This is a genomic window from Nocardia sp. No.11 (genome assembly GCF_038752175.1).
Taxonomy (GTDB): Bacteria; Actinomycetota; Actinomycetes; order Mycobacteriales; family Mycobacteriaceae; genus Nocardia; species Nocardia canadensis.
Window position 1 is genome coordinate 1 of record NZ_JBCGFB010000059.1, and the last position, 21785, is coordinate 21785.

A 21785-nucleotide genomic window follows, 5' to 3' on the forward strand; every position below is an offset into this window, starting at 1 on the left:
CGCTGGGCGCCATCGCCTCCGCGGCGGGCGGGCGCGCGGGCATGCCGGTCCGCAACGCGGCGGCGGGCGCGCTGATGTTCGCGCCGAAGGTGCTCACCATGCGCGACGCGGAGTACCTGGCCGACACCGTGATCAGCTCCTCCGAGCGTGGCCCGGCCTACCGGGTCGGCGTGTTCGCCCCGCTGGCCAACTACGGCTCGGTGTTCTACGGCCTGCACGACCTGTTCTCCAACCACCGGGAACGCACCGGCTGCTTCACCGTCATCTCCGCGATGACCTACGGCGTGCGCTCGGCGTACCTGCGCGCCGAGGCGGCCGCCCGCGGCCTGTCCCCTGCCGACTACGGCCTGATCACCTTCACCTGTCGCCTGCGCCCCTCCGCGCTGCCGTCGGAGCAGCTGCGCGAGATCGTCTCCGGCATCGACGACATCTGCCGCTCGGAGCAGGCGCTGCGCTACAGCGTCTAGCCCATCCGCCCAGACAAGGGAAGGGCCCCACCGGAATCCGGTGGGGCCCTTCCCTTGTGTCTGTGTAGCTGTCGCTCAGTGCTTCTCGGCGCCGATGTAGTACTCGAACACCAGGCCCGCCGCGGCGGCGAGCACGAGCACCACGCCGAGGCCGATCAGCCAGAACTGGAAGAACGCCAGACCCAGCGCGGTGACCGAACCAGCGGCGGCCAGGGTAATCGGCCAGAAGCTGCCGGGCGAGAAGAAGCCCAGGTCACCGGCGCCGTCGACGATCTCGGCCTCCTCGTAGTCCTCGGGCCGCAGGTCGATGCGGCGCGCGACGAACCGGAAGTAGGTGCCGATGATCAGCGACAGGCCCGCGGTCAGCACGATCGCGGTGGTACCGGCCCATTCGATGCCGGTGCGCGACTGAGCGGTGAAGAAGCCGTAGACGATGCCCACCAGGATGAAGAACGCCGTGAGCAGTTCGAAGATCCGTGCTTCGATCCTCATATCAGAATCCTCACTTGCTCTCGTTCACCGAAGCGCTCTTGATGTCACGCTTGGTGTTGAAGGGGTACGTGGAGGTGGCCACCGGCGACTCGCCGATCGACTCGAGCGCCTCACCGTTGGTCTTGCCGTCGATGCGCGCCTGCATGTACTTGGCGTACTTCTCCGGCGAGACCGCGCGGACCTCGAAGTTCATCATCGAGTGGTAGGTGCCGCACATCTCGGCGCAGCGGCCGACGAACGCGCCTTCCTTCTCGATCTCGGAGATCTGGAAGACGTTGTCGGACTGGTTTTCCTTCGGGTTCGGCATCACGTCGCGCTTGAACATGAACTCCGGCACCCAGAAGGCGTGGATCACGTCGGCGGCGGCGAGCTGGAACTCGATGCGCTTGCCGGTCGGCAGCACCAGGACCGGGATCTCGGTGCTGGAGCCGATGGTCTCGACCTTGTCGTAGTGCAGGTACGAGAGGATGTCGTTGGCCGGCTTGCCGTGCAACGGACCCGGCTGCGGGTGCCCCTCTTCGTTCTTGCGCTCCTCGTACTGCGCCAGCTGCTCTTCGTTCGCCAGCTCACGCTCGGAGTCGATGCCGTTCCAGGTCAGCCCACCGACGTTGTTGACGTTGCGGTAGCCGAACTTCCAGTTCCACTGGAAGGCGGTCACGTCGACGGTGACATCCGGGTTGTCCGTCTTCTCGTGCACGTAGTTCTGCACGACCACGGTGAAGTAGAACAGCACCGCGATGATCACGAACGGGATCGCCGTGTAGGTCAGCTCCAGCGACACGTTGTAGCCCGTCTGGCGCGGGAACTCCGGGGAGTCCTTGCGCTTGCGGTGCATGATGACGGTCCAGAAGGTCAGACCCCAGACCAGCACGCCCATGGCGAGCGCGGCCAGCACGGACCAGGTCCACAGCTCCCGCATCCGGGTGGCCTGCGGCGTGATGCCCGAGGGCCAGCCGAACCGCAGCCATACATTGTCGATCGAGCAGCCCGAGACGAGGACGGCAGTGATCCCCAAGGACACCGCCAGCCCGGCCCGTCGAAGGATGCGGCCCTGCCGACCCCGAACGGGTCGTGCCCCGATCTCTTCGCTCGCCTTGTGCGCCACGCTCACGCCTTCCTGGTCGCTACACATTCCGACACATTGCGTCGTCCGGGCCGCGATCCGCCCGTTCCGACACCGCTTTCAAGCACGTTTCAGGCCGCCCTCGAGTATTGCCGCTGTGACGCCTGCACACCTGAGAAGGACCTGAGTACTACGCAGCGTAGACCAAAGCGGGCGCTGTCTTGTCGCGGGGTCGTGTTCGACACTCCGCTGTGACCGCACCGGAGGCGGCGACCTGCGGTTTGCCGTCCGCCGCGGGTCGCGGGCACCGCGGCGACGGGTTGGGCGCGGCGCGTCGCCCGGGTGTGCGGCATACTCGGACACAGCGTTTCGGCCCGAGGAGCGGCCACCCCATCATCGAACGAGAGAAGGTTGCCGACACCGTGTGCGGACTGCTCGGATTCCTGACAGCTGATCCGGCGACGACCGAGGTGGTCGATCAGGTGTACGACGCGCTGCACTGCCAGCGGCACCGCGGCCCCGATGAAAAGGGAACCTGGCACGGCGTCGCCTCGGAGCGGGGACCCCTCGACGATCACATGATCTTCGGCTTCAACCGGCTCTCCATCATCGATATCGAGCACTCGCACCAGCCGCTGCGCTGGGGCCCCGCGGACAACCCGCAGCGCTACGCGATGACGTTCAACGGCGAGATCTACAACTACCTGGAACTGCGCGAGCAGCTGGCCGCCGAGCACGGCGCCGAGTTCCCCGACGGCAAGATCTTCGCCACCGACGGTGACGGCGAGTCCATCGTGGCCGCCTTCCACTTCTGGGGCCCCGAGGCCGTGCGCAAGCTGCGCGGCATGTTCGCCTTCGCGATCTGGGACACCGAGACCCAGGAGTTGTTCCTGGCGCGCGACCCGTTCGGCATCAAGCCGCTGTTCTACGCGACCGGCCCCGGCGGCACCGCCTTCGCCAGCGAGAAGAAGAGCGTCCTGGAACTGCTCGGCCCGCTCGGGCTCTCCGACGAGCTGGATCCGCGCGCGCTCGAGCACTACACGGTGCTGCAGTACGTGCCCGAGCCCGAGTCGCTGCACCGCAACATCCGCCGCCTCGAATCCGGCACCTACGCCACCGTGAAGGTCGGGCAGGCGCCGACGACCACCCGCTACTTCCGTCCCGACTTCCGGGTCCGCCCGTTCGCCGAGGGCGCCGAGCGGGCCCGCTACGCCGAGATCGCCGCGGCGCTCGAGGACTCCGTCGCCAAGCACATGCGCGCCGATGTCACCGTCGGGTCGTTCCTGTCCGGCGGCATCGACTCCACCGCCATCGCGGCGCTGGCCATGCGGCACAACCCGAAGCTGATCACCTTCACCACCGGCTTCGAGCGCGAGGGCTACTCCGAGGTCGACGTGGCCGCCGAGAGCGCCGAGCTGATCGGCGCGCGCCACATCGTCAAGGTGGTCTCCCCCGCCGAGTTCGCCGCCGCGATCCCCGAGATCGTCTGGTACCTCGACGACCCGGTCGCCGACCCGGCCCTGGTGCCGCTGTACTTCGTGGCCAAGGAGGCCCGCAAGCACGTCAAGGTGGTGCTTTCCGGCGAGGGCGCCGACGAGCTGTTCGGCGGCTACACCATCTATCGGGAGCCGTTGTCGCTCAAGCCGTTCGAGTACCTGCCCGCCGGGCTGCGCAAGCTCGTCGGCAAGCTCGGCGACAAGATGCCCGACGGCAGGCGCGGCAAGTCGCTGCTGCAGCGCGGGTCGCTCACCCTCGAGGACCGCTACTACGGCAACGCCCGCAGCTTCAACGACGCGCAGCTGCGCTCGGTGCTGCGTGAGTTCCGGCCCGAGTGGACCCACCAGGACGTCACCGCGCCGATCTACGCCCAGTCCGCGGGCTGGGACCCGGTGGCCCGGATGCAGCACCTGGACCTGTTCACCTGGCTGCGCGGCGACATCCTGGTCAAGGCCGACAAGATGACCATGGCCAACTCGCTGGAGCTGCGGGTGCCGTTCCTGGACAACGAGGTGATGCGCGTCGCCCAGGGGCTGCCCTACGACCAGAAGATCACCAAGGAGACCTCGAAGTACGCGCTGCGTCAGGCCTTGGACGGGATCGTGCCCGACCACGTCCTGCACCGCGCCAAGCTCGGCTTCCCGGTCCCGCTGCGGCACTGGCTGCGCGGCACCGAGCTCTACGACTGGGCCCAGACCCAGATCGCCGAGTCCCAGACCGACCACCTGATCGACAAGGCCGCGGTGCTGCAGATGCTGCGCGACCACAAGGCCGGGGTGTCCGACCACAGCCGCCGCCTGTGGACCCTGCTCGTGTTCATGGTCTGGCACGGCATCTTCGTCGAGGACCGGATCAAGCCGGAGATCCAGGAACCGGTCTACCCGGTCTCGCTGTAGTCCCCCGCGACGCGCGAACGCCCCCTCGATCGACAGATCGAGGGGGCGTTCGGTTTTCGGTTACAGCAGGACCGACAGCTCGTCGGCGGCGTCGGCGCCGTAGGCCTTGGTGAGGCGTTCGACGGCCTCGTCCTTGTTGAGGGTCCACTCCTGGGTCCCGGTGGTCTCCAGGACCAGCACGGCGATCAGGGAGCCGAGCTGGGCGGCGCGCTCCAGGCTCAGGCCGGCGCGGTGAGCGGTGAGGAAGCCGGCGCGGAAGCCGTCGCCGACACCGGTCGGGTCGACCTTGGACACCTCGGGCACCACGCCGACACGCACCTCGGTGCCGTCGGCGTCGACGACGAGCACGCCCTCCGAACCCAGGGTGGTCACCCGGATGCCGACCTTGGCGGCGATCTGCTCCTCGGTCAGGCCGGTCTTCTGCAGCAGCAGGCCCCACTCGTACTTGTTGGTGAACAGGTAGGCCGCGCCGTCGACCAGCTCGGCGGCCTGGTCGCCGTCGAGGCGGGCCAGCTGCTGGGACGGGTCGGCGGCGAAGGCGATGCGCTGGGCCTTGGCCTGGCGGGTGTGCGCGACCATCGCCTCGGGGTCGTTCGCGCCGACCAGCACCAGGTCGACATCGTGCGCGTCGGCGATGGCGGCGACATCGATATCGCGCGCCTCGCTCATCGCGCCCGGGTAGAACGAGGCGATCTGCGCCATCGCCTCGTCGGTCGTGCAGACGAACCGCGCGGTGTGCGCCGTGCTCGACACGTGCACCGCCGAACAATCGACACCGTTGGACTCGAGCCACTGCCGGTACTCGGCGAAGTCGGCGCCCACCGCGCCGACCAGCACGGGCCGCTGCTTGAGCAGACCCATCGCGTAGGCGATGTTGCCCGCCACGCCGCCCCGGCGGATCTGCAGGTCGTCGACGAGGAAACTCAGGGACACGTGGTCGAGCTGATCGGCGAGCAGCACGTCGGCGAACTTGCCGGGAAAACGCATGAGGTGGTCGGTGGCGATGGATGCGGACACAGCAACAGACACGAGGCGAGGCCCCTTCGACATTAGGCGCGGGAACAGAAAAGCCCGAGATCACCAGATCCCGGACTTCAACGGTAGCAAGCGCCACACCCCCTGGGGTTCACCTCCGCGCTACGGTTTTCGGCCGCCCCGCGACCGAGGGGCGATACGTCACGGCGAAGCCGGAGTATCGCCCCTCGGTCGCGGGGTTACGAGGCCGAAAACCCGCGGCGCCAGCCGCCAATCGACACTGCCGAAAACCCGCGGCGCCAGCCGCCAATCGACACTGCCGAAAACCCGCGGCGCCAGCCGCTAGTTGAAACTGTCGCCGCAGGCGCAGGAGCCGGTGGCGTTCGGGTTGTCGATCGTGAAGCCCTGCTTCTCGATGGTGTCGACGAAGTCGATCGAGGCGCCCTGGATGTAGGGGGCGCTCATGCGGTCGACGGCGAGCTTCACGCCGGAGAACTCGACGACGATGTCACCGTCGAGGACGCGGTCGTCGAAGAAGAGCTGGTAGCGCAGGCCGGCACAGCCACCCGGCTGGACGGCGATGCGCAGGGCGAGGTCGTCGCGACCTTCCTGGTCGAGCAGCGCCTTCGCCTTGGCGGCGGCAGCGTCGGTCAGCGTCGCACCGTGGGTCTCGGTGGCGGTCTCGTTCTGCACAGTCATGGACACTCCTAAGTCGGCCGGCCCGCGTAACGGACCTCAGGTGCACAGCGCACGACTGATTTCAACACCATCGCGGCGGCTGCTATTCCTATTTTGCCACCCCCGCCACGCAGCGTGGATTCGACCTGGGTGGTTCACCCCACAGTACGCGTCGCGTCGGCGTGACCCAGCTCGCACTCCGGGCGCCGATGAGACCGGGCGCACCGCTCGGCGGACCGCATTTCCCGATGCTCGGCACTATCGAATAGCCTGGTGAACGTGAAATTGTTCCGTCGCGACGAGTCCAGCACCATCGACGAGTCCGTCGACCCCTCGGTGCCGGATGTCGAACAGACCGCCACCGCACCCGCCTCCACCACCCCGGGCAAGGGTCGCCCGACCCCGAAAAGGCGTGAGGCCGAAGGCAAACGGCGCGGCCCGGTGGCGCCCGCCCCGATGACCGCCAAGGAAGCCCGCGCCCGCCGCAAGGCCGCGAAGGGCTCCAAGGAAGACCGCAAGGCCGCCGCGGCCGACCGCCGCGCCGCCGTGCAGGACCGCCGCGCCCGGATGCTGGCCGGCGAGGACAAGTACCTGCTGCCCCGCGATCAGGGCCCGGTACGCGCCTATGTGCGCGATCTGGTCGACGCCCGCCGCAACCTGGTCGGCCTGTTCATGCCGATGGCGCTGGTGCTGATCCTGTCGATGTTCGTCGCCCCCGGGCTGCAGACCATCGTGACGCTGGCGATGCTGGTCATGATGGTGTTCATGATCATCGAGGGCTTCGTGCTCGGCAAGATCGTGAACAACCGGGTGATCGAGCGCTACCCCGACACCACCGACACCGGCTTCAAGCTGGGCTGGTACGCCTTCGTGCGCGCCTCGCAGATCCGCAAGATGCGCGCCCCCAAGCCGCGGGTCGGCCCCGGCGACGCCGTCTGAGTTCGCCCTCACGAATGCCGTTCCACCCGCGGGTGGGGCGGCATTCGCGCGTTCAGTGATGCCCGGGGCGGATGTCGGTGGCATAGCCGGCGATGGCGGCCAGTTCGGCGTCGATGCGCTGGGCGTCGCGGTCGACGACGCCGGTCGAGCCGGCGGTCCCGCGCCCGATGAGGACGGCGAGTCCGATGATGGTGGCGAGGACGATCGAAAAAGTAACCATGGCAGAAATTTTGCGCTCGTCAGTTTTCGGCCGAAAGTGGCTGTACTGTCATTGTGCGTAAAAATTCGGCCAGATAGCATGGGGTGATGCTGTCCAAGGTCTCGGTCGTCCTCAACGACAAACTCGCCATGTTCGAATTCGGCGTCGTCTGTGAGGTTTTCGGGCTCGACCGCACCGCCGACGGTCTGCCCGGCTTCGACTTCAAGGTCTGCGGGGCCACCCCCGGCAAGCCGCTGCGCTCCACCACGCCGGGCGTCTCGGTGACGCCCGAGTACGGCCTCGACGAGCTGGTGCACGCCGACCTCGTCGCCATCCCGGCCTTCCCCTTCACCGTCGGCCACAGCTACGACGAGCGGGTCGTCGAGGCGGTCCGGGCGGCCTCGGACGCGGGCGCGATCGTGCTGACCGTGTGCTCCGGCGCCTTCCTGGCCGGCGCGGCCGGGCTGCTGGACGGGCGCAAATGCACCACGCACTGGCGCTACGTCGACATCCTGGCCGCCCAGTTCCCCGACGCGACCGTCGACCCGGACGTGCTGTTCGTCGACGAGGGCAACCTGATCACCAGCGCGGGCACCGCGGCGGGCATCGACGCCTGCCTGCACCTGGTGCGCCGCGAGATCGGCACCGCCGCGGCCAACGGCATCGCCCGCCGGATGGTCGTGCCGCCCCAGCGCGACGGCGGCCAGCGCCAATTCATCGAGCAGCCGGTGCCCGAATGCCGCTCCGAGGGCCTGTCGACCACGCTGACCTGGCTCACCGAGAACCTGGCGCACCCGCATACCGTCGACGAGCTGGCCGCCCGATCCAGCATGTCCACCCGCACCTTCGCCCGCCGCTTCGCCGCCGAGACCGGCACCACCCCGGTCAAGTGGCTCACCACCCAGCGCGTCCTGTTCGCCAAGCACCTGCTCGAGGCCACCGACATGCCGCTCGAACGCATCGCCGACCAGTCCGGCTTCGGCTCCGGCGCACTGCTGCGCCACCACTTCCAGCGCCAGGTCGGCATCGCCCCCACCGAATACCGCCGCCGCTTCGGCGGCCCTACCCGCGAGCCCGCCTCCTCGTAGGGGGGCGAGCGCGCGCCGTGTGGCGCGATCCGGTCTCGCGCCGCCGATCCCTTGGTGAACAGCACAGTTCTCCACCCGGTCGGCCTGTAGACCCTCAGCATCGCCTTGACTGTCCCGCGCGCTCATCGACAGGCTGGTCTGGTGCTTCATGCTGGGTGGGGAAATCTTCGGACGCTGACAAGAGCGCTCTCGGTCGTCACGACGGCCGTGGTCCTGTCGTCGATCGGCTTGTCGACGGCCACCGCCGGACCGCTCGCCGCACCGGTAACGCGCACTCCCGCAGGCGGTTTCGAGGAGCTGCTGGTCCCGTCGAGCATGGGGCCGGTGCGGGTGCAGGTGCAGTGGGCCGCGCGCGGTGGCAGCTCGGCGCTGTATCTGCTCGACGGGCTGCGCGCGCCGTCCGATCACAGCCAGTGGACCACCGACACCGACGTGCTGCGCCGATTCGCCGGTGACGACGTCACCTTGGTGTTCCCGGTCGGCGGGCACTCGAGCTTCTACACCGACTGGTACCGCCCGAGCAGCACCAATCGGCAGGCCACGACCTACCGGTGGGAGACCTTCCTCACCCGCGAACTGCCGGACTTCTTGGCCGGATACGGCGTCTCGCGCACCGACAACGCGATCGTCGGCGTCTCCATGGGTGGCAATGCCGCGCTGACCCTGGCCGCCCATCATCGTGACCAGTTCCGGTTCGCCGGATCGTTCTCCGGCTTCCTCAACCCGGCCTACCCGCTGTGGAATCAGGCCATGCGCGCGGCCATGCTCGACGAGGGCGGGTTCAACATCGACGACATGTGGGGCGCCGCGGGCGATCCCGCCTGGAGCCGCAACGACGCCACCGTCCAGGCCGAACGGCTGCGCGGGCTGCCGATCTACGTCACCACCGGCAACGGCGTCCCCGGCCCGCTGGATCTGCCCAACGGCGTCGGCGACACCGTCAACGCGGCGGGCATCGAGGCGTTCGCGGTGATCGCGGCCAGTATCTTCCGCGACCGGACCGCGGCCCTCGGCATTCCCGCACGGGTCGATTTCGGCACCGGCACCCACACCTGGCCGTACTGGCAGCAGTCGATCACCACCGCCCGGCCGATGATCCTCGACGCACTCGGCGTCGGCTGATTGCTACCGTGCTGGCATGCCAGCCAGCGCCCCGACCCGCACCCTCGTCCTCGGCGGCGCCCGCTCCGGCAAGTCCGCGTTCGCCGAGAACCTGCTGGCCGAGGCGACCACCGTGCGCTATCTCGCCACGGCCGTGCTGGATCCGGCCGACGAGGATTTCGCCGCCCGGATCGCCGGACACCGCGACCGGCGGCCCGCGCACTGGACGACCGTCGAGAACACCGAGCCCGCAACGGTTCTCACCACCGCGGCGCCCGCGACCCTGCTCGACGACATCGGCACCTGGCTCACCGCCCGCCTCGACGCCCGCGCCGCCTGGGACGCCCCGCGCGGCACCGTCGCCCCCGACTGCGACGCGCTCGTCGCGGCCGTCGAGTCCTACCGGCAGCGGCTGGTGATCGTCTCGCCCGAGGTCGGGCTGGGTGTCATCCCGGCGACCCGCTCCGGGCGGTTGTTCCGCGACGAGATCGGCGCGCTCAACCAGCACCTGGCCCGGGTGTGCGACGAGGCGTTCCTGATCGTGGCCGGGCTGCCGGTCCGGCTGAAATGAGCCGGGTCGGTCGGCGCGACGCACCGTGATCCGGGCAAGATGAGCGTCGAACACCCGGCACCCCTGTCGAAAGGCTTGCAAGTGACACACGGATTCGGACCGGTCGCGGCCCCGGACGCGCAGGTCCGCGCGGCGGCCGAGCAGCGCCAGACGCAGCTCACGAAACCGGCCGGATCGCTGGGACGGCTCGAGACCCTCGGCAACTGGATCGCGGCCTGCCAGGGCGTGTGCCCGCCCCGGCAGTTCGAGCGCGCCAGGGTCGTGGTGTTCGCCGGCGATCACGGGGTCGCCCGGCACGGCGTCTCGGCCTACCCGAGCGAGGTCACCGGGCAGATGGTGGCGAACTTCCTGGCGGGCGGGGCGGCCGTCAACGCGCTCGCCGCGGTCGCGGGGGCGACGGTTCGGGTGGCCGATATCGCCGTCGACGGTGACACCGATCCCGCGGTCGCCCAGCACAAGGTGCGCCGCGGCAGCGGCGCGATCGACCGGGAGGACGCGCTCACCGCCGACGAGGTCGCCGCCGCACTGGCCGCGGGCCGCGCGATCGCCGACGAGGAGATCGACGCGGGCGCCGACCTGTTGATCGCCGGAGACATGGGCATCGGCAACACCACCCCCGCCACCGTTCTCATCGCGACGCTGACCGGCACCGAGCCGGTCGCCGCCGTCGGCCGCGGCACCGGCGTCGACGACGCGGGCTGGATCCGCAAGGTCGCCGCCATCCGCGACGCCATGCGCCGGGCCCGGCCCGTCGCCACCGATCCGGTCGACCTGCTGCGGGTCGCCGCGGGCGCCGACTTCGCCGCCATGGCCGGATTCCTGGCCCAGGCCGCGAACCGCCGGACACCGGTCGTGCTCGACGGTGTCGTCGTCACCGCCGCCGCCCTGGTCGCCGAGGACCTCGCCGCGGGCGCCAGGGAATGGTGGCTGCCGGGCCACCGCTCCACCGAACCGGCGCACGACCTGGCCCTCAAGCATCTGCGCCGGGAACCACTGGTCGACCTGGGCATGCGGCTGGGCGAGGGCTCGGGCGCGCTCACCGCGCTGCCGATCCTGCGCGCCGCCGTCGCCACCCTCGCGGAGATGTCGACCTTCGCCGACGCGGGCGTCAGCACCGCCGACAAGCTGGACGCCGTCGACCTGAGCAAGTGAGCACGGTCGCGACGGACAGCGTCAGCCGCTGGCCGTTCCCCGCGCACGCCAGGTCGTGTCATCGCGCCCGGTGCCGGTCCGCGTTTCGTGGCGTCGCGCGAGGTGGCCGGGTCCGCCACCACCGCGGACCCATGACCATCACCCGTTCGCCGCGGTCGCGGAGCGCCTCGTGAACAGCGTGCGGCTGGCCGTTTCCTGGCTCACCGTCCTGCCGGTGCGCGGCCCCGATGCCGTCGACCGGCGGGCAGCGGGCCAGGCCATCGCGCTCGCGCCGCTGGTCGGGCTGCTGCTCGGCGGGGCGGCCGCCGCGGCGATGCGGCTGTCGGTGGCCGCGGGGCTCACCACACTGCTGGCCGGACTGCTCACCGTCGGGCTGCTCGCGCTGCTCACCCGGGGCATGCATCTGGACGGTCTGGCCGACACCGTCGACGGCCTGGGCAGCTACGGTCCGCCCGAGCGGGCCAGGCAGATCATGAAGTCCGGCGGCGCGGGACCGTTCGGGGTGGCGGCGCTGATCTTCGCCATCGCGATCCAGGCCGTCGCCTTCGCCGCGCTGGCCGGCGAGCAGCGGTGGATCGCGATCGTGCTGGCCGTGGCCCTGGGCCGGGTCGCCGTGGTGCTCGCCTGCCGTCGCGGCATCCGCGCGGCCCCCGACTCCGGGTTCGGCACGCTGGTGGCGGGCACCCAGCCGCTCGGCCCCGTCCTGATCTGGCCGATGGCGGCCGTGGTGGCGGCGGTATTCGCGGTGCCAGCCAACCTCTGGCTCGGCCCCGTGGTCACCGTCGCGGTGCTCGCGCTGACGATCACGCTGACCCGGCATTGCGTCCGCCGCTTCGACGGGCTCTCCGGCGACGTGCTCGGCGCCGTCGTCGAGATCACTGTTTCACTTGCGGCCGTTGGGTTCTCGCTCGCGGGTTAGTCCACCGCCCAGCGATGTGAAACCTGCATTGGTCACAAGCTCGGGACGGCGGCGGTTGTGTGGTCGCACAGACAGTCCGCTCATCGGTACTCGGGTGCTCCCCCAGCACACCGGTGGCAATACAGTGTTGACATGTCTTCCGAGCGCCTCTACTTCCGCCAGCTACTGTCCGGCCGGGATTACGCCGTCGGCGATCCGATCGCCACGCAGATGCGCAATTTCGCGTATCTGATCGGCGACCGGGAGACCGGCGAAACCGTCGTCGTCGATCCCGCCTACAAGGCATCGGACCTGGTCGACGTCGCGACCGCCGACGGGATGACCGTCACCGGCGTGCTCGCCACCCACCACCATCCCGACCACGTCGGCGGCACCATGCTCGGCTTCACCCTCGGCGGCGTGCGTGAGCTGCTGGAGAAGACCAGCGTCGCGGTGCACGTGAACAAGCAGGAACTGGACTGGGTCGCCCAGACCACCGGAATCGCGCCGAGCGAACTGACCGGCCACGACAACGGCGACAAGGTGAAGGTCGGCGCGCTCGAGATCGAGTTACTGCACACCCCCGGCCACACCCCGGGCAGCCAGTGTTTCCTGTTCGACGGCCGCCTGATCTCCGGCGACACCCTGTTCGTCGACGGCTGCGGCCGCACCGACTTCCCCGGCGGCGACTCCGACGAGATGTTCCGCAGCCTGCGCCACCTGGCCGCCCTCGACGGCAACCCGGTCGTCTACCCCGGCCACTGGTACTCCGAACAGCCCAGCGCCGAACTGTCGGCCATCCGCGACAACAACTACGTCCTTCGCCCGCAGACCTTGCAGCAGTGGCAGGCCCTGATGCCGGGCTAGGCAGACGAACTCGGCCATCACGCCCCGACCTCGAGGAGGGGCAGGCCGACGCAGTCGGCCGTCGCGGCCGTCCCGTCGGTCGGGTTGCCGTTGCGTAGGCGACACAGGAGCAAGCAACGGTGACCTGACCGACAGGACAGAAGTGGCCGCGACTCGAGCGCGCCGGCGCTCCGATTACACCGTGCGCATCCACCCGTGGGTGTCGGCGAAGGTGCCGCGCTGGATGCCGGTCAGCGTGTCGCGCAGCGCCATCGTCACCTCGCCGGGCTCACCGCCGCCGATGCTGAACTCGCCGTCGGCCGAGCGCACCCAGCCGACCGGGGTGATCACCGCGGCGGTGCCGCACGCGAAAACCTCGCTGATCTCGCCGGATTCGGCACCCTTGCGCCATTCCTCGACCGAGACCTTGCGCTCCTCGACCGGGTAGCCGGAATCGGCGGCCAGGGTGAGCAGCGAGTCGCGGGTGATGCCGGGCAGCAGCGAGCCGGACAGCTCCGGGGTCACCAGCCGGGCCTCGGAACCGGTGCCGTAGACGAAGAACAGGTTGTTGGTGCCCATCTCCTCGACGTAGCGGCGCTCGCAGGCATCCAGCCACACGACCTGGTCACAGCCCTTTTCGGTGGCTTGGGCCTGGGCCAGCAGCGAGGCGGCGTAGTTGCCTGCCACCTTGGCCTCGCCGGTGCCGCCGGGGGCCGCGCGCACGTACTCGGTGGACAGCCACACCCGCACCGGCTTCACCCCGCGCGGGAAGTACGCGCCGGCCGGCGAGGCCAGCAGCAGGTACTTGTAGGCCGCCGCGGGCTTGACGCCCAGGCCCGCCTCGGTGGAGAACATGAACGGACGCAGGTACAGCGAGTCCTCGCCGCCTGCGGCGGGCACCCAGTCGGCGTCCACGTCGAGCAGCTGACGCACGGATTCGACGAACAGCTCCTCCGGCAGCTCGGCCATCGCCATCCGGGCGGCCGAGCGGCGGAAGCGCGCGGCGTTGGCGTCGATCCGGAAGGTGGCGATGCTGCCGTCGGGCTGCCGGTAGGCCTTGAGCCCTTCGAAGATCGCCTGCCCGTAGTGGAACACCATGGTCGCCGGGTCCATCGACAGCGGGCCGTACGGCTCGACCCGCGCGTTGCCCCACGCGCCGTCGGCGTAGTCGATCGACACCATGTGATCGGTGAAGAACCGCCCGAAACCGGGGGCCGCCAGTACCTCTTCCCGCTGCTGCGCCGAAACGGGCGCCGGATGCGGAATACGAGTGAACTGTGCAGCGACTGTCATGATGCGATCCTATCCATTGCGCGGAATTACTTCGTTTTGGTGTCGACGAACGGCGGCTTGACCACCTCGCAGCGCAGCCTGCGCCCACGCACGTCGACCTCCACCTCATCGCCCGGTTCCAGCTTCGCGGTGGTGTCGAGCAGGGCCAGCGCGATGCCGACCTTCAGCGACGGCGAGAACGTCCCCGAGGTGGTCTCGCCGACCGGTTCGCCGTCGCGCAGCACGGTCTGCCCCTGCCGCAGCACGCCGCGATCGAGCGCCTTCAAACCCATCAGGGTGCGGCGCGGGCCGTCGGCCTTCTCCTGCTCGAGTGCCGCCTTGCCCCAGAACTCCGGCTTCTTCCAGCCGACGGCCCAGCCGGTGCGGGCTTGGTTCGGGGTGATGTCGAGGGACAGCTCGTGGCCGTGCAGCGGGTAGCCCATCTCGGTGCGCAGGGTGTCGCGGGCGCCCAGCCCGGCCGGCTGGCCGCCCGCGGCGAGGACCTGCGCGGTGAGCGCGCGGAAGACCGGCTCGGCGTCGGCCCAGCGGGGCAGCAGCTCGTAGCCGTGTTCGCCGGTGTAGCCGGTCCGGCACACCCGCACCGGCCGGCCCTCCCATTCGGCGTCGGCGTAGGCCATGTATTCCATGTCGGTGGGCAGGCCGAGCGCGGCCAGCACCTCGGTCGACTTGGGACCCTGCACCGCGAAGACCGCGTAGTCACGGTGCTCGTCGGTCACGGTGACCCCCTCGGGCGCCACCGTGCGCAGCTCGGCGACGACGGCCGCGGTGTTGGCGGCGTTGGGCACCAGGAACACCTCGTCGTCGCTGACGTAGTAGGCGATCAGATCGTCGATCACGCCGCCGTCGGCGGCACAGCACAGCGTGTACTGGGCCTTGCCGGGACGGATCCGGGCCAGATCGTTGGTCAGCGCCGAGTTCACGAACGCCGCCGCGCCGGGGCCGGCGACCGTGGCCTTGCCCAGGTGACTCACGTCGAAGAGTCCCACGGTGGTACGCACGGCGGTGTGCTCGCCGACGGTGCCGCCGTACTGCACGGGCATCTCCCACCCGCCGAACGGCGCGAAGGTGGCTCCGAGTTCGACGTGAACAGCGTGGATGGGGCCCTCGAGCAGCGCGTTGTCGGTCATGGCCGAGAGCTTATCGGTCCCTCCCGGCACCACGCGAACCTCCGAGCAGGGGGGTGCGAGCCCCGACGTCGGCGTCGGTGCCGGCCGCCGTCATCGGGGTCCGGGTCGCCCGCGCGCGAAAGCCGATGCCGGGCAACGGCGGTAAGGTCGTGGCCGTGAGTGAGATGTCCGGCCGCAGGTTCCGCACCGTCTCCCGGATGGACCGGGTGCTGAGCCAGACCGTGTCCAGGATCCCGGAGTCGTCGGTGGACCGGGGCATGCTGCGCCTGACCAAGTCGGCCAACACCGGCGGCCTGTGGCTGGCCGCGGCGGCGGTGCTGGCGGTCAAGCCCGGCCAACCGCGCCGGGCCGCCCTGCGCGGGGTGATCGCGCTGGCGGGGTCGAGCTTCACGGTGAATCTGGTGCTCAAGTCACTGATCCCGCGCCGACGTCCCCCGGCCGAACTCATGCCGCACGGCAGGCGCCTGATCGACGCGCCGGTGTCGTCGTCGTTCCCGTCGGGGCACAGCGCCAACGCCGCGGCCTTCGCCACCGCCGTCGCCCTGGAGAGCCCGCGGACCGCACTCGCCGTCGCCCCGGTGGCCGCCGCTGTCGCCTATTCGCGCATCCACACCGGCGCGCACTGGCCGTCCGACGTTCTCGTCGGTGCCGCCGTCGGCACCGGTGTCGCGCTGGCCACCCGCCGCTGGTGGCCGATCCGCGAATCCGACGAGGCGGACGCGCACGTGGTGCGCGACGCGCCCGCCCTGGTCGACGGCAAAGGTCTACTGCTGCTGATCAATCCGCGCTCCGGCGACTCCGCCTACGACCCCACCGCCGACATCGCCGAGGCGCTGCCCGCGGCCACCCTGCTGCACACCGAGCCCGGACGCGACGCCGTCGAACTGTTGCAGGAGGCCGTCGACTCCTCGATCGTCGCGGTCGGCGCGGCCGGGGGTGACGGCACCATCGCCGCCGCGGCGGCCGTCGCGGTGCGCAATGATCTGCCGCTGGTCGTCGTCCCGGCGGGCACCCTCAATCACTTCGCGCGCGACCTCGGCGTCTACGACCTGCGCGAGGTCGTGGACGCGACCGGCGCGGGCGAGGCCGTCGAAGTCGACATCGCCGCCGTCGAGTTCGACACCCCCGAGGGGCCGCGCACCCACTACCTGATCAATACCGCCAGCATCGGCGCCTACCCCGAACTGGTCCGGCTGCGCGAGAAGTGGGAGGACCGCTGGGGTAAGTGGCCCGCGTTCGCGGCGGCGCTGATCGTCATGCTGCGCCGGGCCGAACCGACCCGCGTCCGGATCGACGACCGCTGGCACGATCTGTGGTTCCTGTTCATCGGCAACGGTCCGTACCATCCGCACGGCGCGGTCCCGGCGTTCCGGTCCCGGCTGGACGAAGGCCTGCTCGATGTCCGCTGGCTGCGCGCCGACGTCCGGTTCTCCCGCACCCGTGCCGTCATCGCGCTGATGCTGGCCGCCATCGGGCACAGCCGGGTCTACGGCGAGCGCCAGATGCACGAGCTGTCGGTGGCCGTGCACGTCCCCGTGTCGGTGGCCGCCGACGGCGAAGTCGTCGGTACCGCACGCGATCTGCGCTTCACCATCGCGGGCCGCATCCCGGTCTACCGGCGCAACGAGGACAACCCGCGCTGGGAGAACCGGGCGCGGCCGCACCATCGCCGTCCGCTGGCCTGGCTCACCGACCGCCGTCGCTGATTTCCTCACGAACCCGTCTCACCTCGATCACCATCGGCCACAACAACCTTGCGCGGGCCCCCGCACCTGTGGACATGATGGATTCATGAGCTCACCGGACGGCGCCCGTCCGATCACCGACACCGAAGCCACCCGCCGCTGGGACCCGTGGACCCCGAGCGTCGTCGCCGCCCGTCTCGACTCCTGCTTCGCGCCGTGGGCGGTCGCGGGCGGCTGGGCGATCGATCTGTTCGCGGGCGGGATCTCCCGCGCGCACGACGACATCGAGATCGCCGTCCCCCGAACGGCTTTCCCCGAGATCGCCGACGCCTTCCCCGAATACGAGTGGGACATCGTCGGCGACGGCCACCTGTGGCCCTACGCCCGCGCCGCCGACCGCGACGACCTGCACCAGACCTGGCTCCGCGATCCCTACACCGGCGCGTTCCACCTCGACGTCTTCCGCGAACCCCACGACGGCGACACCTGGATCTGCCGCCGCGACCCGACGATCACCCTCCCCTACTCCGATCTGATCCGCACCACCCCCTCCGGCATCCCCTACCTGATCCCGGAGGTCGTCCTGCTGTTCAAGGCAAAAGCCCACCGCCCGAAGGACGACGCCGATCTCCGCCGAGCACTGCCGCTGCTGTCCGAGCAGCGCCGCGCCCGCCTGACCTCGTGGCTGGAACTGGTCCACCCCGACCACCCGTGGCTGAGCAGGACCGCGGCCTGACCCTCGGCCGGGTCCGATTCAGCCGGGCAGGCGGCACCAACCCTGCCGGTAGTCCGTCCAGTCCTGGGGTCTGGCCGCGAAATCCACGTACAACGCCACCCCGAAATTCGCCCGGTCCACGTCGGCTCGGGTCAGGCCGAGCCGGATGCCGCGGACGGCGGCGGCCACCGTTTCCGAGGACCCGTCGTGGCCGGGGTCGTCGGCCCAGAACGCGGGTGCGCCCATGAGCAGGTCGACCTCGTGTGGGGTCACCTCGGCGGCCAGTTCGGTTTGCTGGGCCAGGTATCCGCTGTAGAGGGCCTGGGTCGGCATCGCGGTGTCGTAGGACATCACCGCCACCTGCTCGACGCGGCGCGCGACCTCGGCGAAATAGGCTTGGCTCCACCATTTCCCGTGATCGACGAGCGCGATGCCCACCGAGTGCAGGCCGGGCAGCGGATCGATGACCGGGGCCGAGACCGACAGCGGGACCCCCGCCGCCGAGGTCACCGCCCTGGTCGCGTCGAGCAGCGCGAGGAAGCCCGGGGAGCCGGACCGGATCGGCTCCAGGTCGTAGTGGATTCCGTCGAAGCCGTATTCCAGGACCCGGCGCGCGGAGGCGACCACGCGGTCGCGCGACGGCGCCGATTCCACGTCCAGACCATCGAATTCGGGCCGCACGATGTCACCGAGCCACGACTGCACCCGCACGCCCGGCACCTTCGCGTGCACCGCGTCGACGAACCAGCGCGCCCGTGGCGCCAGCTCGTCGCGCAGGCTCCCGTCGTGTTCGAGCGGGCCGGTGTGCACGTAGAGATCGCGGATACCGGTGCCCGCCAGCAACGTCGCCAGCCGGTCGACATCGGCGTCGGTCTTGCGGCCGTCCACCCACGCGTGCCCGAGCCAGAAGGCGTCCTTGCCCCGGGTGCGCGCGTGCTCGGACTGCTCGCCGATGTTGTGCGCCAGCAACGCCGTCACCACCCCCGCGACCGGCAGCGACACCACGGCGAGCACCACGAGCACGAGCACCGCGCTCCGCGTCCACCACGACCACTTCCGCCACATCCCCCGCATCGCGGCCTCCCTCTCGCCCGAGACCCCAGATTACCCGCAGGTACCGATCCGCAGATTTCCGGCAAACCGACAGCCCGTGAAAAGCTGTGCGCCGCTGTACAACTGAACGGAGCACCATGAAATTCGCCGTCACCCTGGGATCGGCCGCCCTCGCGGCCTTCGCTTTCGCGATCGTGACACCGGCCGTGGCCACCGCCCAGCCGTCGGGCAACTGCCACAAGTCCTACTCCCCCTGCCTACCGATCGTCAGCGATGTCGACTGCGAGGGCGGCAGCGGGAACGGACCGGTCTACACCGGACGCGTCCAGGTGATCGGGCCCGACGAGTACGGCCTCGACCGTGACGGTGACGGCATCGGCTGCGAGTAGCACGAAAAAGGGGGCGTGCGATGCGGTGCATCGCACGCCCCCTTTCCTGTGCGGGGTCAGCGGTCGATATCGGGACTGCCGGGGCCCTCGCCCGGCTTGCCCAGGTCGGGCCTGCCTTCGGGTCCGCCCGGCGTGCCGTAGCCCGGGCTCGTGCCGGGGGTGCCATAACCCGGCTGACCACCTTCGGCCGGACCGCCGTACCCGGGCTGCCCACCCTGCGCAGGGCCGCCGTAGCCAGGCTGACCACCTTCGGCCGGGCCACCGTAACCGGGCTGACCGCCCTGAGCCGGACCACCATAGCCGGGCTGACCGCCCTGAGCGGGGCCGCCATAACCGGGCTGACCCCCCTGAGCCGGACCACCGTAACCGGGCTGACCGGGGTACCCCGGCTGCCCGTACCCGGGCTGACCCGGCTGACCGAATCCGCCTGCGGGCCCGCCGTACTGCTGCGGGTAGCCGGGATCGGCGACGGCGGTCGCGGCGCCGACGACCGGTCCGCCGGTCACCACCCGGTACGCGTAGGTCGAGGCGATGATCGTCAGCGGGACCGTCACCAGCAGGCCGAGACCGCACAGCAGCGCGCCGACGATATTGATGCCGAACAGCGCCAGCGTCAGCAGCAGCAGGGGTCCGGCATTGCTCGAGATCGCCGAGAAACTCGATTTGATCGCCGTCACCGCGTCCTGGTTCCGGTCGATCACGAATTGCATCGTCCACCAGGTGAAGAAGGCGATCACCAGACCCGGCAGGATGCACAGCACGAAGCCGATGCCGGTGGCCAGACCGACCAGAATGCCGGCCAGAATCACCGCGCCGACATTGGTGAACTGGAAGAAATCACCGAATCCCGGTTTGCGCCCATCGGTTTCGTGCAGCGCGCCGCGCACGAACGCGGCGGAGATCAAATAGCCGATGACGGCGCTGACGACGGTGCCGATGAACTGCCAGATACCGAAGCCGATGCTGATGCCACCGTCATAGTCGGTATCGGTCGTGTTCCCCAGGCCGAACAGGAAGTTGATCGCCACCTGGATGACGAACGCGATCAGCACGATCGCGATCCACACCACCGCGTTGTTCTTGAATTTGTCCCAGCCGTAACCGATGGCGTCGCCGACACCGAGTTTCGGCCCCGCCGGTGGATACCCGGGTTGCTGCTGTCCATACGTCATCCGAATCGCATCCCCTCACCTTGTGCGACGACCGAAGCCGCCGATATGAGTCTTCCGATCCGGCGCCACGGTCACGCCGATGGGTCCGATCATTTCACACCACCCGCCCCACGTGCGGTTTTCCTGCGCCGAGCCCGGCACAGCGGGGAATTCGGCCGCCCAGGCCCACGGGAAAACGGCACGGTGTTTCGACGGAATCAGCGGTGCAACGAATTCGACACGATTACCGACCGGATCGTCGGTGCGGAATGCGGGAAACTCGGCGGGAAGAACCGCCGCACCGAACACCCCGGCGCGAGACCGGGGCGAACGGGTCGCGAAGGGCTACTTCTCGGCCTCGGCCCGCTTGGGCAGCTTCCAGCCCGGGCGCGGGAAGTGGCAGGTGTAGCCGTCGGGGTAGCGGATCAGGTAGTCCTGATGCTCCGGCTCGGCATCCCAGAAGGTGCTCGCCGGGGTCACCTCGGTGACGACCTTGCCCGGCCACAGGCCCGAGGCGTCGACGTCGGCGATGGTGTCGATCGCCGTGCGGCGCTGGTCCTCGTCGAGATAGAAGATCGCCGAGCGGTAGCTCGAGCCGATGTCGTTGCCCTGACGATCCTTGGTGGTGGGGTCGTGGATCTGGAACAGGAACTCGAGCAGGGCCCGGTAGTCGGTCTGTGCCGGGTCGTATTCGATCTCGACGGCCTCGGCGTGGCCGGGGTGGTTGCGATAGGTGGGGTGATCGTTGCTGCCACCGGTGTAGCCGACCCTCGTCGACAGCACGCCCGGTTGACGGCGGATCAGATCCTGCATGCCCCAGAAGCATCCACCGGCCAGAATCGCCTTACGGGTTTCGGTCACGCGTCCTCCTTCATAGAGCTCCACGGTCGCACAGAACGGCCACAACCGCCTCTATGGAACTCCCCTGTCGGCCCCGGAATTCCCGCCAGTAGGCTCGCCGCGCGAGCGATACCTCAGGAACGTCCATGTGTGCCCCAGCGTCACCCAGGAAACAGGAGGAAGTCGGCGAAATGCCACGTAGCGTCGTTGCCCGGTATTCGATGATCGGACTGGCCGCAGTCGCTCTCACAGCGGGTGCGGTGACCACCGCGGGAGCCCATCCCGGCAGCGCCGACACCGTCGAGCAGACCTCGACCTGCGAAGCCAGACAATCGCGACAAAACGACCTAGCGCTACGCACGCCCGACCCGGCGGCCACCGGGCAGATCGACGCGGTCCTGCTCGACGAGTCCACCCGAAAGCCGATCACCGGCGGCGAGGTGGTCCTGACCGGTTTCGACGCCTGTGGCGACACCATCCACCGGCACCTGTCCACCGGCGCCGACGGACAGGTGAGCTTCCGCGGCCTGCAACCGGGCCGCTACCAGGTGACCGCCTACCCCGGCGAGGCCACGGCGAAAACGGCCGCCACCGCCGATGTCGAACTGTCGACACCGACGCTGAAGACACTGCAGTTCACGGTCGCCACCGGCCGCCGTTAGCCGCCGAT

23 protein-coding genes and 1 pseudogene are annotated in these 21785 nt (G+C 69.8%); 13 read left to right on the plus strand and 11 right to left on the minus strand.

Translation table 11 applies throughout. The features are described 5' to 3' along the window. Nucleotides 1-467 (plus strand): annotated as a pseudogene (locus V8688_RS18565) (FAD-binding oxidoreductase); the annotation flags it as partial. 75 nt (nucleotides 468-542) lie between these two features. On the opposite strand, the gene V8688_RS18570 reads toward V8688_RS18565, so the two are convergent. Then, nucleotides 543-959 (minus strand): cytochrome c oxidase subunit 4, encoded by a 417-nt coding sequence (locus V8688_RS18570; RefSeq protein WP_342801330.1) that lies wholly within the window; start codon nucleotides 957-959, stop codon nucleotides 543-545. Nucleotides 960-969: 10 nt separating this feature from the next. After that, nucleotides 970-2064, minus strand: coding sequence for a cytochrome c oxidase subunit II (locus V8688_RS18575; RefSeq protein WP_308248399.1), 1095 nt, complete (start codon nucleotides 2062-2064; stop codon nucleotides 970-972). Nucleotides 2065-2444: 380 nt separating this feature from the next. On the opposite strand from V8688_RS18575, the gene asnB reads away from it, so the two are divergent. Then, nucleotides 2445-4415 (plus strand): asparagine synthase (glutamine-hydrolyzing), encoded by a 1971-nt coding sequence (gene asnB / locus V8688_RS18580; RefSeq protein WP_316573300.1) that lies wholly within the window; start codon nucleotides 2445-2447, stop codon nucleotides 4413-4415. Between the two features lie 60 nt (nucleotides 4416-4475). Here the strand turns inward: asnB and V8688_RS18585 are convergent, their stop codons facing one another. Both V8688_RS18585 and erpA read right to left on the minus strand, forming a co-directional pair. After that, nucleotides 4476-5444 (minus strand): carbohydrate kinase family protein, encoded by a 969-nt coding sequence (locus tag V8688_RS18585; RefSeq protein WP_342801331.1) that lies wholly within the window; start codon nucleotides 5442-5444, stop codon nucleotides 4476-4478. Between the two features lie 288 nt (nucleotides 5445-5732). Further along, entirely contained in the window at nucleotides 5733-6089 is a 357-nt protein-coding gene (gene erpA, locus V8688_RS18590) for an iron-sulfur cluster insertion protein ErpA (RefSeq protein ID WP_067496006.1), read from the minus strand. Nucleotides 6090-6404: 315 nt separating this feature from the next. On the opposite strand from erpA, the gene V8688_RS18595 reads away from it, so the two are divergent. Beyond that, the gene (locus V8688_RS18595; protein ID WP_308248400.1) at nucleotides 6405-7007 is read left to right on the plus strand and encodes a DUF3043 domain-containing protein; all 603 of its coding nucleotides are present in this window, start codon (nucleotides 6405-6407) and stop codon (nucleotides 7005-7007) included. A gap of 52 nt (nucleotides 7008-7059) precedes the next feature. On the opposite strand, the gene V8688_RS18600 is transcribed toward V8688_RS18595, so the two are convergent. Next, nucleotides 7060-7227, minus strand: coding sequence for a hypothetical protein (locus tag V8688_RS18600; protein WP_316573299.1), 168 nt, complete (start codon nucleotides 7225-7227; stop codon nucleotides 7060-7062). 86 nt (nucleotides 7228-7313) lie between these two features. On the opposite strand from V8688_RS18600, the gene V8688_RS18605 reads away from it, so the two are divergent. From V8688_RS18605 to V8688_RS18630, 6 genes are all read left to right on the plus strand, one after another. Then, nucleotides 7314-8294, plus strand: a complete 981-nt coding sequence (locus V8688_RS18605) for a helix-turn-helix domain-containing protein (RefSeq protein WP_316573298.1) — start codon at nucleotides 7314-7316, stop codon at nucleotides 8292-8294. 141 nt (nucleotides 8295-8435) lie between these two features. Then, nucleotides 8436-9416, plus strand: coding sequence for an alpha/beta hydrolase family protein (locus tag V8688_RS18610; RefSeq protein ID WP_316573297.1), 981 nt, complete (start codon nucleotides 8436-8438; stop codon nucleotides 9414-9416). 16 nt (nucleotides 9417-9432) lie between these two features. Then, a complete protein-coding gene (locus V8688_RS18615; protein WP_218717136.1) occupies nucleotides 9433-9966 on the plus strand; it encodes a bifunctional adenosylcobinamide kinase/adenosylcobinamide-phosphate guanylyltransferase in 534 nt (177 codons plus the stop codon). 39 nt (nucleotides 9967-10005) lie between these two features. Further along, the gene (gene cobT, locus V8688_RS18620; protein ID WP_342801332.1) at nucleotides 10006-11118 is read left to right on the plus strand and encodes a nicotinate-nucleotide--dimethylbenzimidazole phosphoribosyltransferase; all 1113 of its coding nucleotides are present in this window, start codon (nucleotides 10006-10008) and stop codon (nucleotides 11116-11118) included. 169 nt (nucleotides 11119-11287) lie between these two features. Next, nucleotides 11288-12037 (plus strand): adenosylcobinamide-GDP ribazoletransferase, encoded by a 750-nt coding sequence (locus V8688_RS18625; protein WP_342801333.1) that lies wholly within the window; start codon nucleotides 11288-11290, stop codon nucleotides 12035-12037. Nucleotides 12038-12169: 132 nt separating this feature from the next. After that, on the plus strand, nucleotides 12170-12883 hold the full coding sequence (locus tag V8688_RS18630) for an MBL fold metallo-hydrolase (RefSeq protein WP_218717139.1): 714 nt from the start codon (nucleotides 12170-12172) through the stop codon (nucleotides 12881-12883). A 174-nt stretch (nucleotides 12884-13057) separates the two neighbouring features. On the opposite strand, the gene V8688_RS18635 is transcribed toward V8688_RS18630, so the two are convergent. Further along, nucleotides 13058-14155 (minus strand): branched-chain amino acid aminotransferase, encoded by a 1098-nt coding sequence (locus V8688_RS18635; protein ID WP_218717140.1) that lies wholly within the window; start codon nucleotides 14153-14155, stop codon nucleotides 13058-13060. A gap of 26 nt (nucleotides 14156-14181) precedes the next feature. Next, entirely contained in the window at nucleotides 14182-15282 is a 1101-nt protein-coding gene (gene gcvT / locus V8688_RS18640) for a glycine cleavage system aminomethyltransferase GcvT (protein WP_342801334.1), read from the minus strand. Between the two features lie 164 nt (nucleotides 15283-15446). Here gcvT and V8688_RS18645 point away from each other — a divergent pair, with 164 nt between their 5' ends. After that, nucleotides 15447-16988 (plus strand): bifunctional phosphatase PAP2/diacylglycerol kinase family protein, encoded by a 1542-nt coding sequence (locus V8688_RS18645; protein ID WP_255587327.1) that lies wholly within the window; start codon nucleotides 15447-15449, stop codon nucleotides 16986-16988. A gap of 85 nt (nucleotides 16989-17073) precedes the next feature. Next, on the plus strand, nucleotides 17074-17703 hold the full coding sequence (locus tag V8688_RS18650) for a hypothetical protein (RefSeq protein WP_342801335.1): 630 nt from the start codon (nucleotides 17074-17076) through the stop codon (nucleotides 17701-17703). Nucleotides 17704-17721: 18 nt separating this feature from the next. On the opposite strand, the gene V8688_RS18655 is transcribed toward V8688_RS18650, so the two are convergent. Further along, nucleotides 17722-18756 carry a hypothetical protein gene (locus V8688_RS18655; RefSeq protein WP_342801336.1) on the minus strand — a complete coding sequence of 345 codons (1035 nt, stop codon included), beginning with the start codon at nucleotides 18754-18756 and terminating at the stop codon, nucleotides 17722-17724. 116 nt (nucleotides 18757-18872) lie between these two features. Here V8688_RS18655 and V8688_RS18660 point away from each other — a divergent pair, with 116 nt between their 5' ends. Continuing rightward, a complete protein-coding gene (locus V8688_RS18660) occupies nucleotides 18873-19124 on the plus strand; it encodes an excalibur calcium-binding domain-containing protein (protein WP_218717143.1) in 252 nt (83 codons plus the stop codon). Nucleotides 19125-19180: 56 nt separating this feature from the next. Here V8688_RS18660 and V8688_RS18665 read toward each other — a convergent pair whose 3' ends face one another. Genes V8688_RS18665 through msrA form a run of 3 tightly spaced genes read right to left on the minus strand, consistent with a single transcriptional unit; the run spans nucleotide 19181 to nucleotide 21136 of the window. Then, nucleotides 19181-20296: a hypothetical protein gene (locus V8688_RS18665; protein ID WP_308248397.1), complete on the minus strand. Its 1116-nt coding sequence runs from the start codon at nucleotides 20294-20296 to the stop codon at nucleotides 19181-19183. 15 nt (nucleotides 20297-20311) lie between these two features. Further along, nucleotides 20312-20584, minus strand: a complete 273-nt coding sequence (locus V8688_RS18670) for a hypothetical protein (RefSeq protein ID WP_342801337.1) — start codon at nucleotides 20582-20584, stop codon at nucleotides 20312-20314. Nucleotides 20585-20620: 36 nt separating this feature from the next. Further along, a complete protein-coding gene (msrA, locus tag V8688_RS18675) occupies nucleotides 20621-21136 on the minus strand; it encodes a peptide-methionine (S)-S-oxide reductase MsrA (protein ID WP_218717145.1) in 516 nt (171 codons plus the stop codon). A gap of 239 nt (nucleotides 21137-21375) precedes the next feature. On the opposite strand from msrA, the gene V8688_RS18680 reads away from it, so the two are divergent. After that, the gene (locus V8688_RS18680) at nucleotides 21376-21777 is read left to right on the plus strand and encodes a hypothetical protein (protein ID WP_342801338.1); all 402 of its coding nucleotides are present in this window, start codon (nucleotides 21376-21378) and stop codon (nucleotides 21775-21777) included. The last annotated feature ends 8 nt before the right edge of the window (nucleotides 21778-21785 follow it).

Excerpts from the sequence above, each read along its gene's own strand:
- V8688_RS18570 (WP_342801330.1), bottom strand. The coding sequence starts at position 959 with ATGAGGATCGAAGCACGGATCTTCGAACTGCTCACGGCGTTCTTCATC.
- erpA (WP_067496006.1), bottom strand. The coding sequence starts at position 6,089 with ATGACTGTGCAGAACGAGACCGCCACCGAGACCCACGGTGCGACGCTG.
- V8688_RS18600 (WP_316573299.1), bottom strand. The coding sequence starts at position 7,227 with ATGGTTACTTTTTCGATCGTCCTCGCCACCATCATCGGACTCGCCGTC.
- V8688_RS18605 (WP_316573298.1), top strand. The coding sequence starts at position 7,314 with ATGCTGTCCAAGGTCTCGGTCGTCCTCAACGACAAACTCGCCATGTTC.
- V8688_RS18615 (WP_218717136.1), top strand. The coding sequence starts at position 9,433 with ATGCCAGCCAGCGCCCCGACCCGCACCCTCGTCCTCGGCGGCGCCCGC.
- cobT (WP_342801332.1), top strand. The coding sequence starts at position 10,006 with ATGAGCGTCGAACACCCGGCACCCCTGTCGAAAGGCTTGCAAGTGACA.
- V8688_RS18630 (WP_218717139.1), top strand. The coding sequence starts at position 12,170 with ATGTCTTCCGAGCGCCTCTACTTCCGCCAGCTACTGTCCGGCCGGGAT.
- V8688_RS18635 (WP_218717140.1), bottom strand. The coding sequence starts at position 14,155 with ATGACAGTCGCTGCACAGTTCACTCGTATTCCGCATCCGGCGCCCGTT.
- gcvT (WP_342801334.1), bottom strand. The coding sequence starts at position 15,282 with ATGACCGACAACGCGCTGCTCGAGGGCCCCATCCACGCTGTTCACGTC.
- V8688_RS18645 (WP_255587327.1), top strand. The coding sequence starts at position 15,447 with ATGTCCGGCCGCAGGTTCCGCACCGTCTCCCGGATGGACCGGGTGCTG.
- V8688_RS18650 (WP_342801335.1), top strand. The coding sequence starts at position 17,074 with ATGAGCTCACCGGACGGCGCCCGTCCGATCACCGACACCGAAGCCACC.
- V8688_RS18655 (WP_342801336.1), bottom strand. The coding sequence starts at position 18,756 with ATGCGGGGGATGTGGCGGAAGTGGTCGTGGTGGACGCGGAGCGCGGTG.
- V8688_RS18660 (WP_218717143.1), top strand. The coding sequence starts at position 18,873 with ATGAAATTCGCCGTCACCCTGGGATCGGCCGCCCTCGCGGCCTTCGCT.
- V8688_RS18665 (WP_308248397.1), bottom strand. The coding sequence starts at position 20,296 with ATGACGTATGGACAGCAGCAACCCGGGTATCCACCGGCGGGGCCGAAA.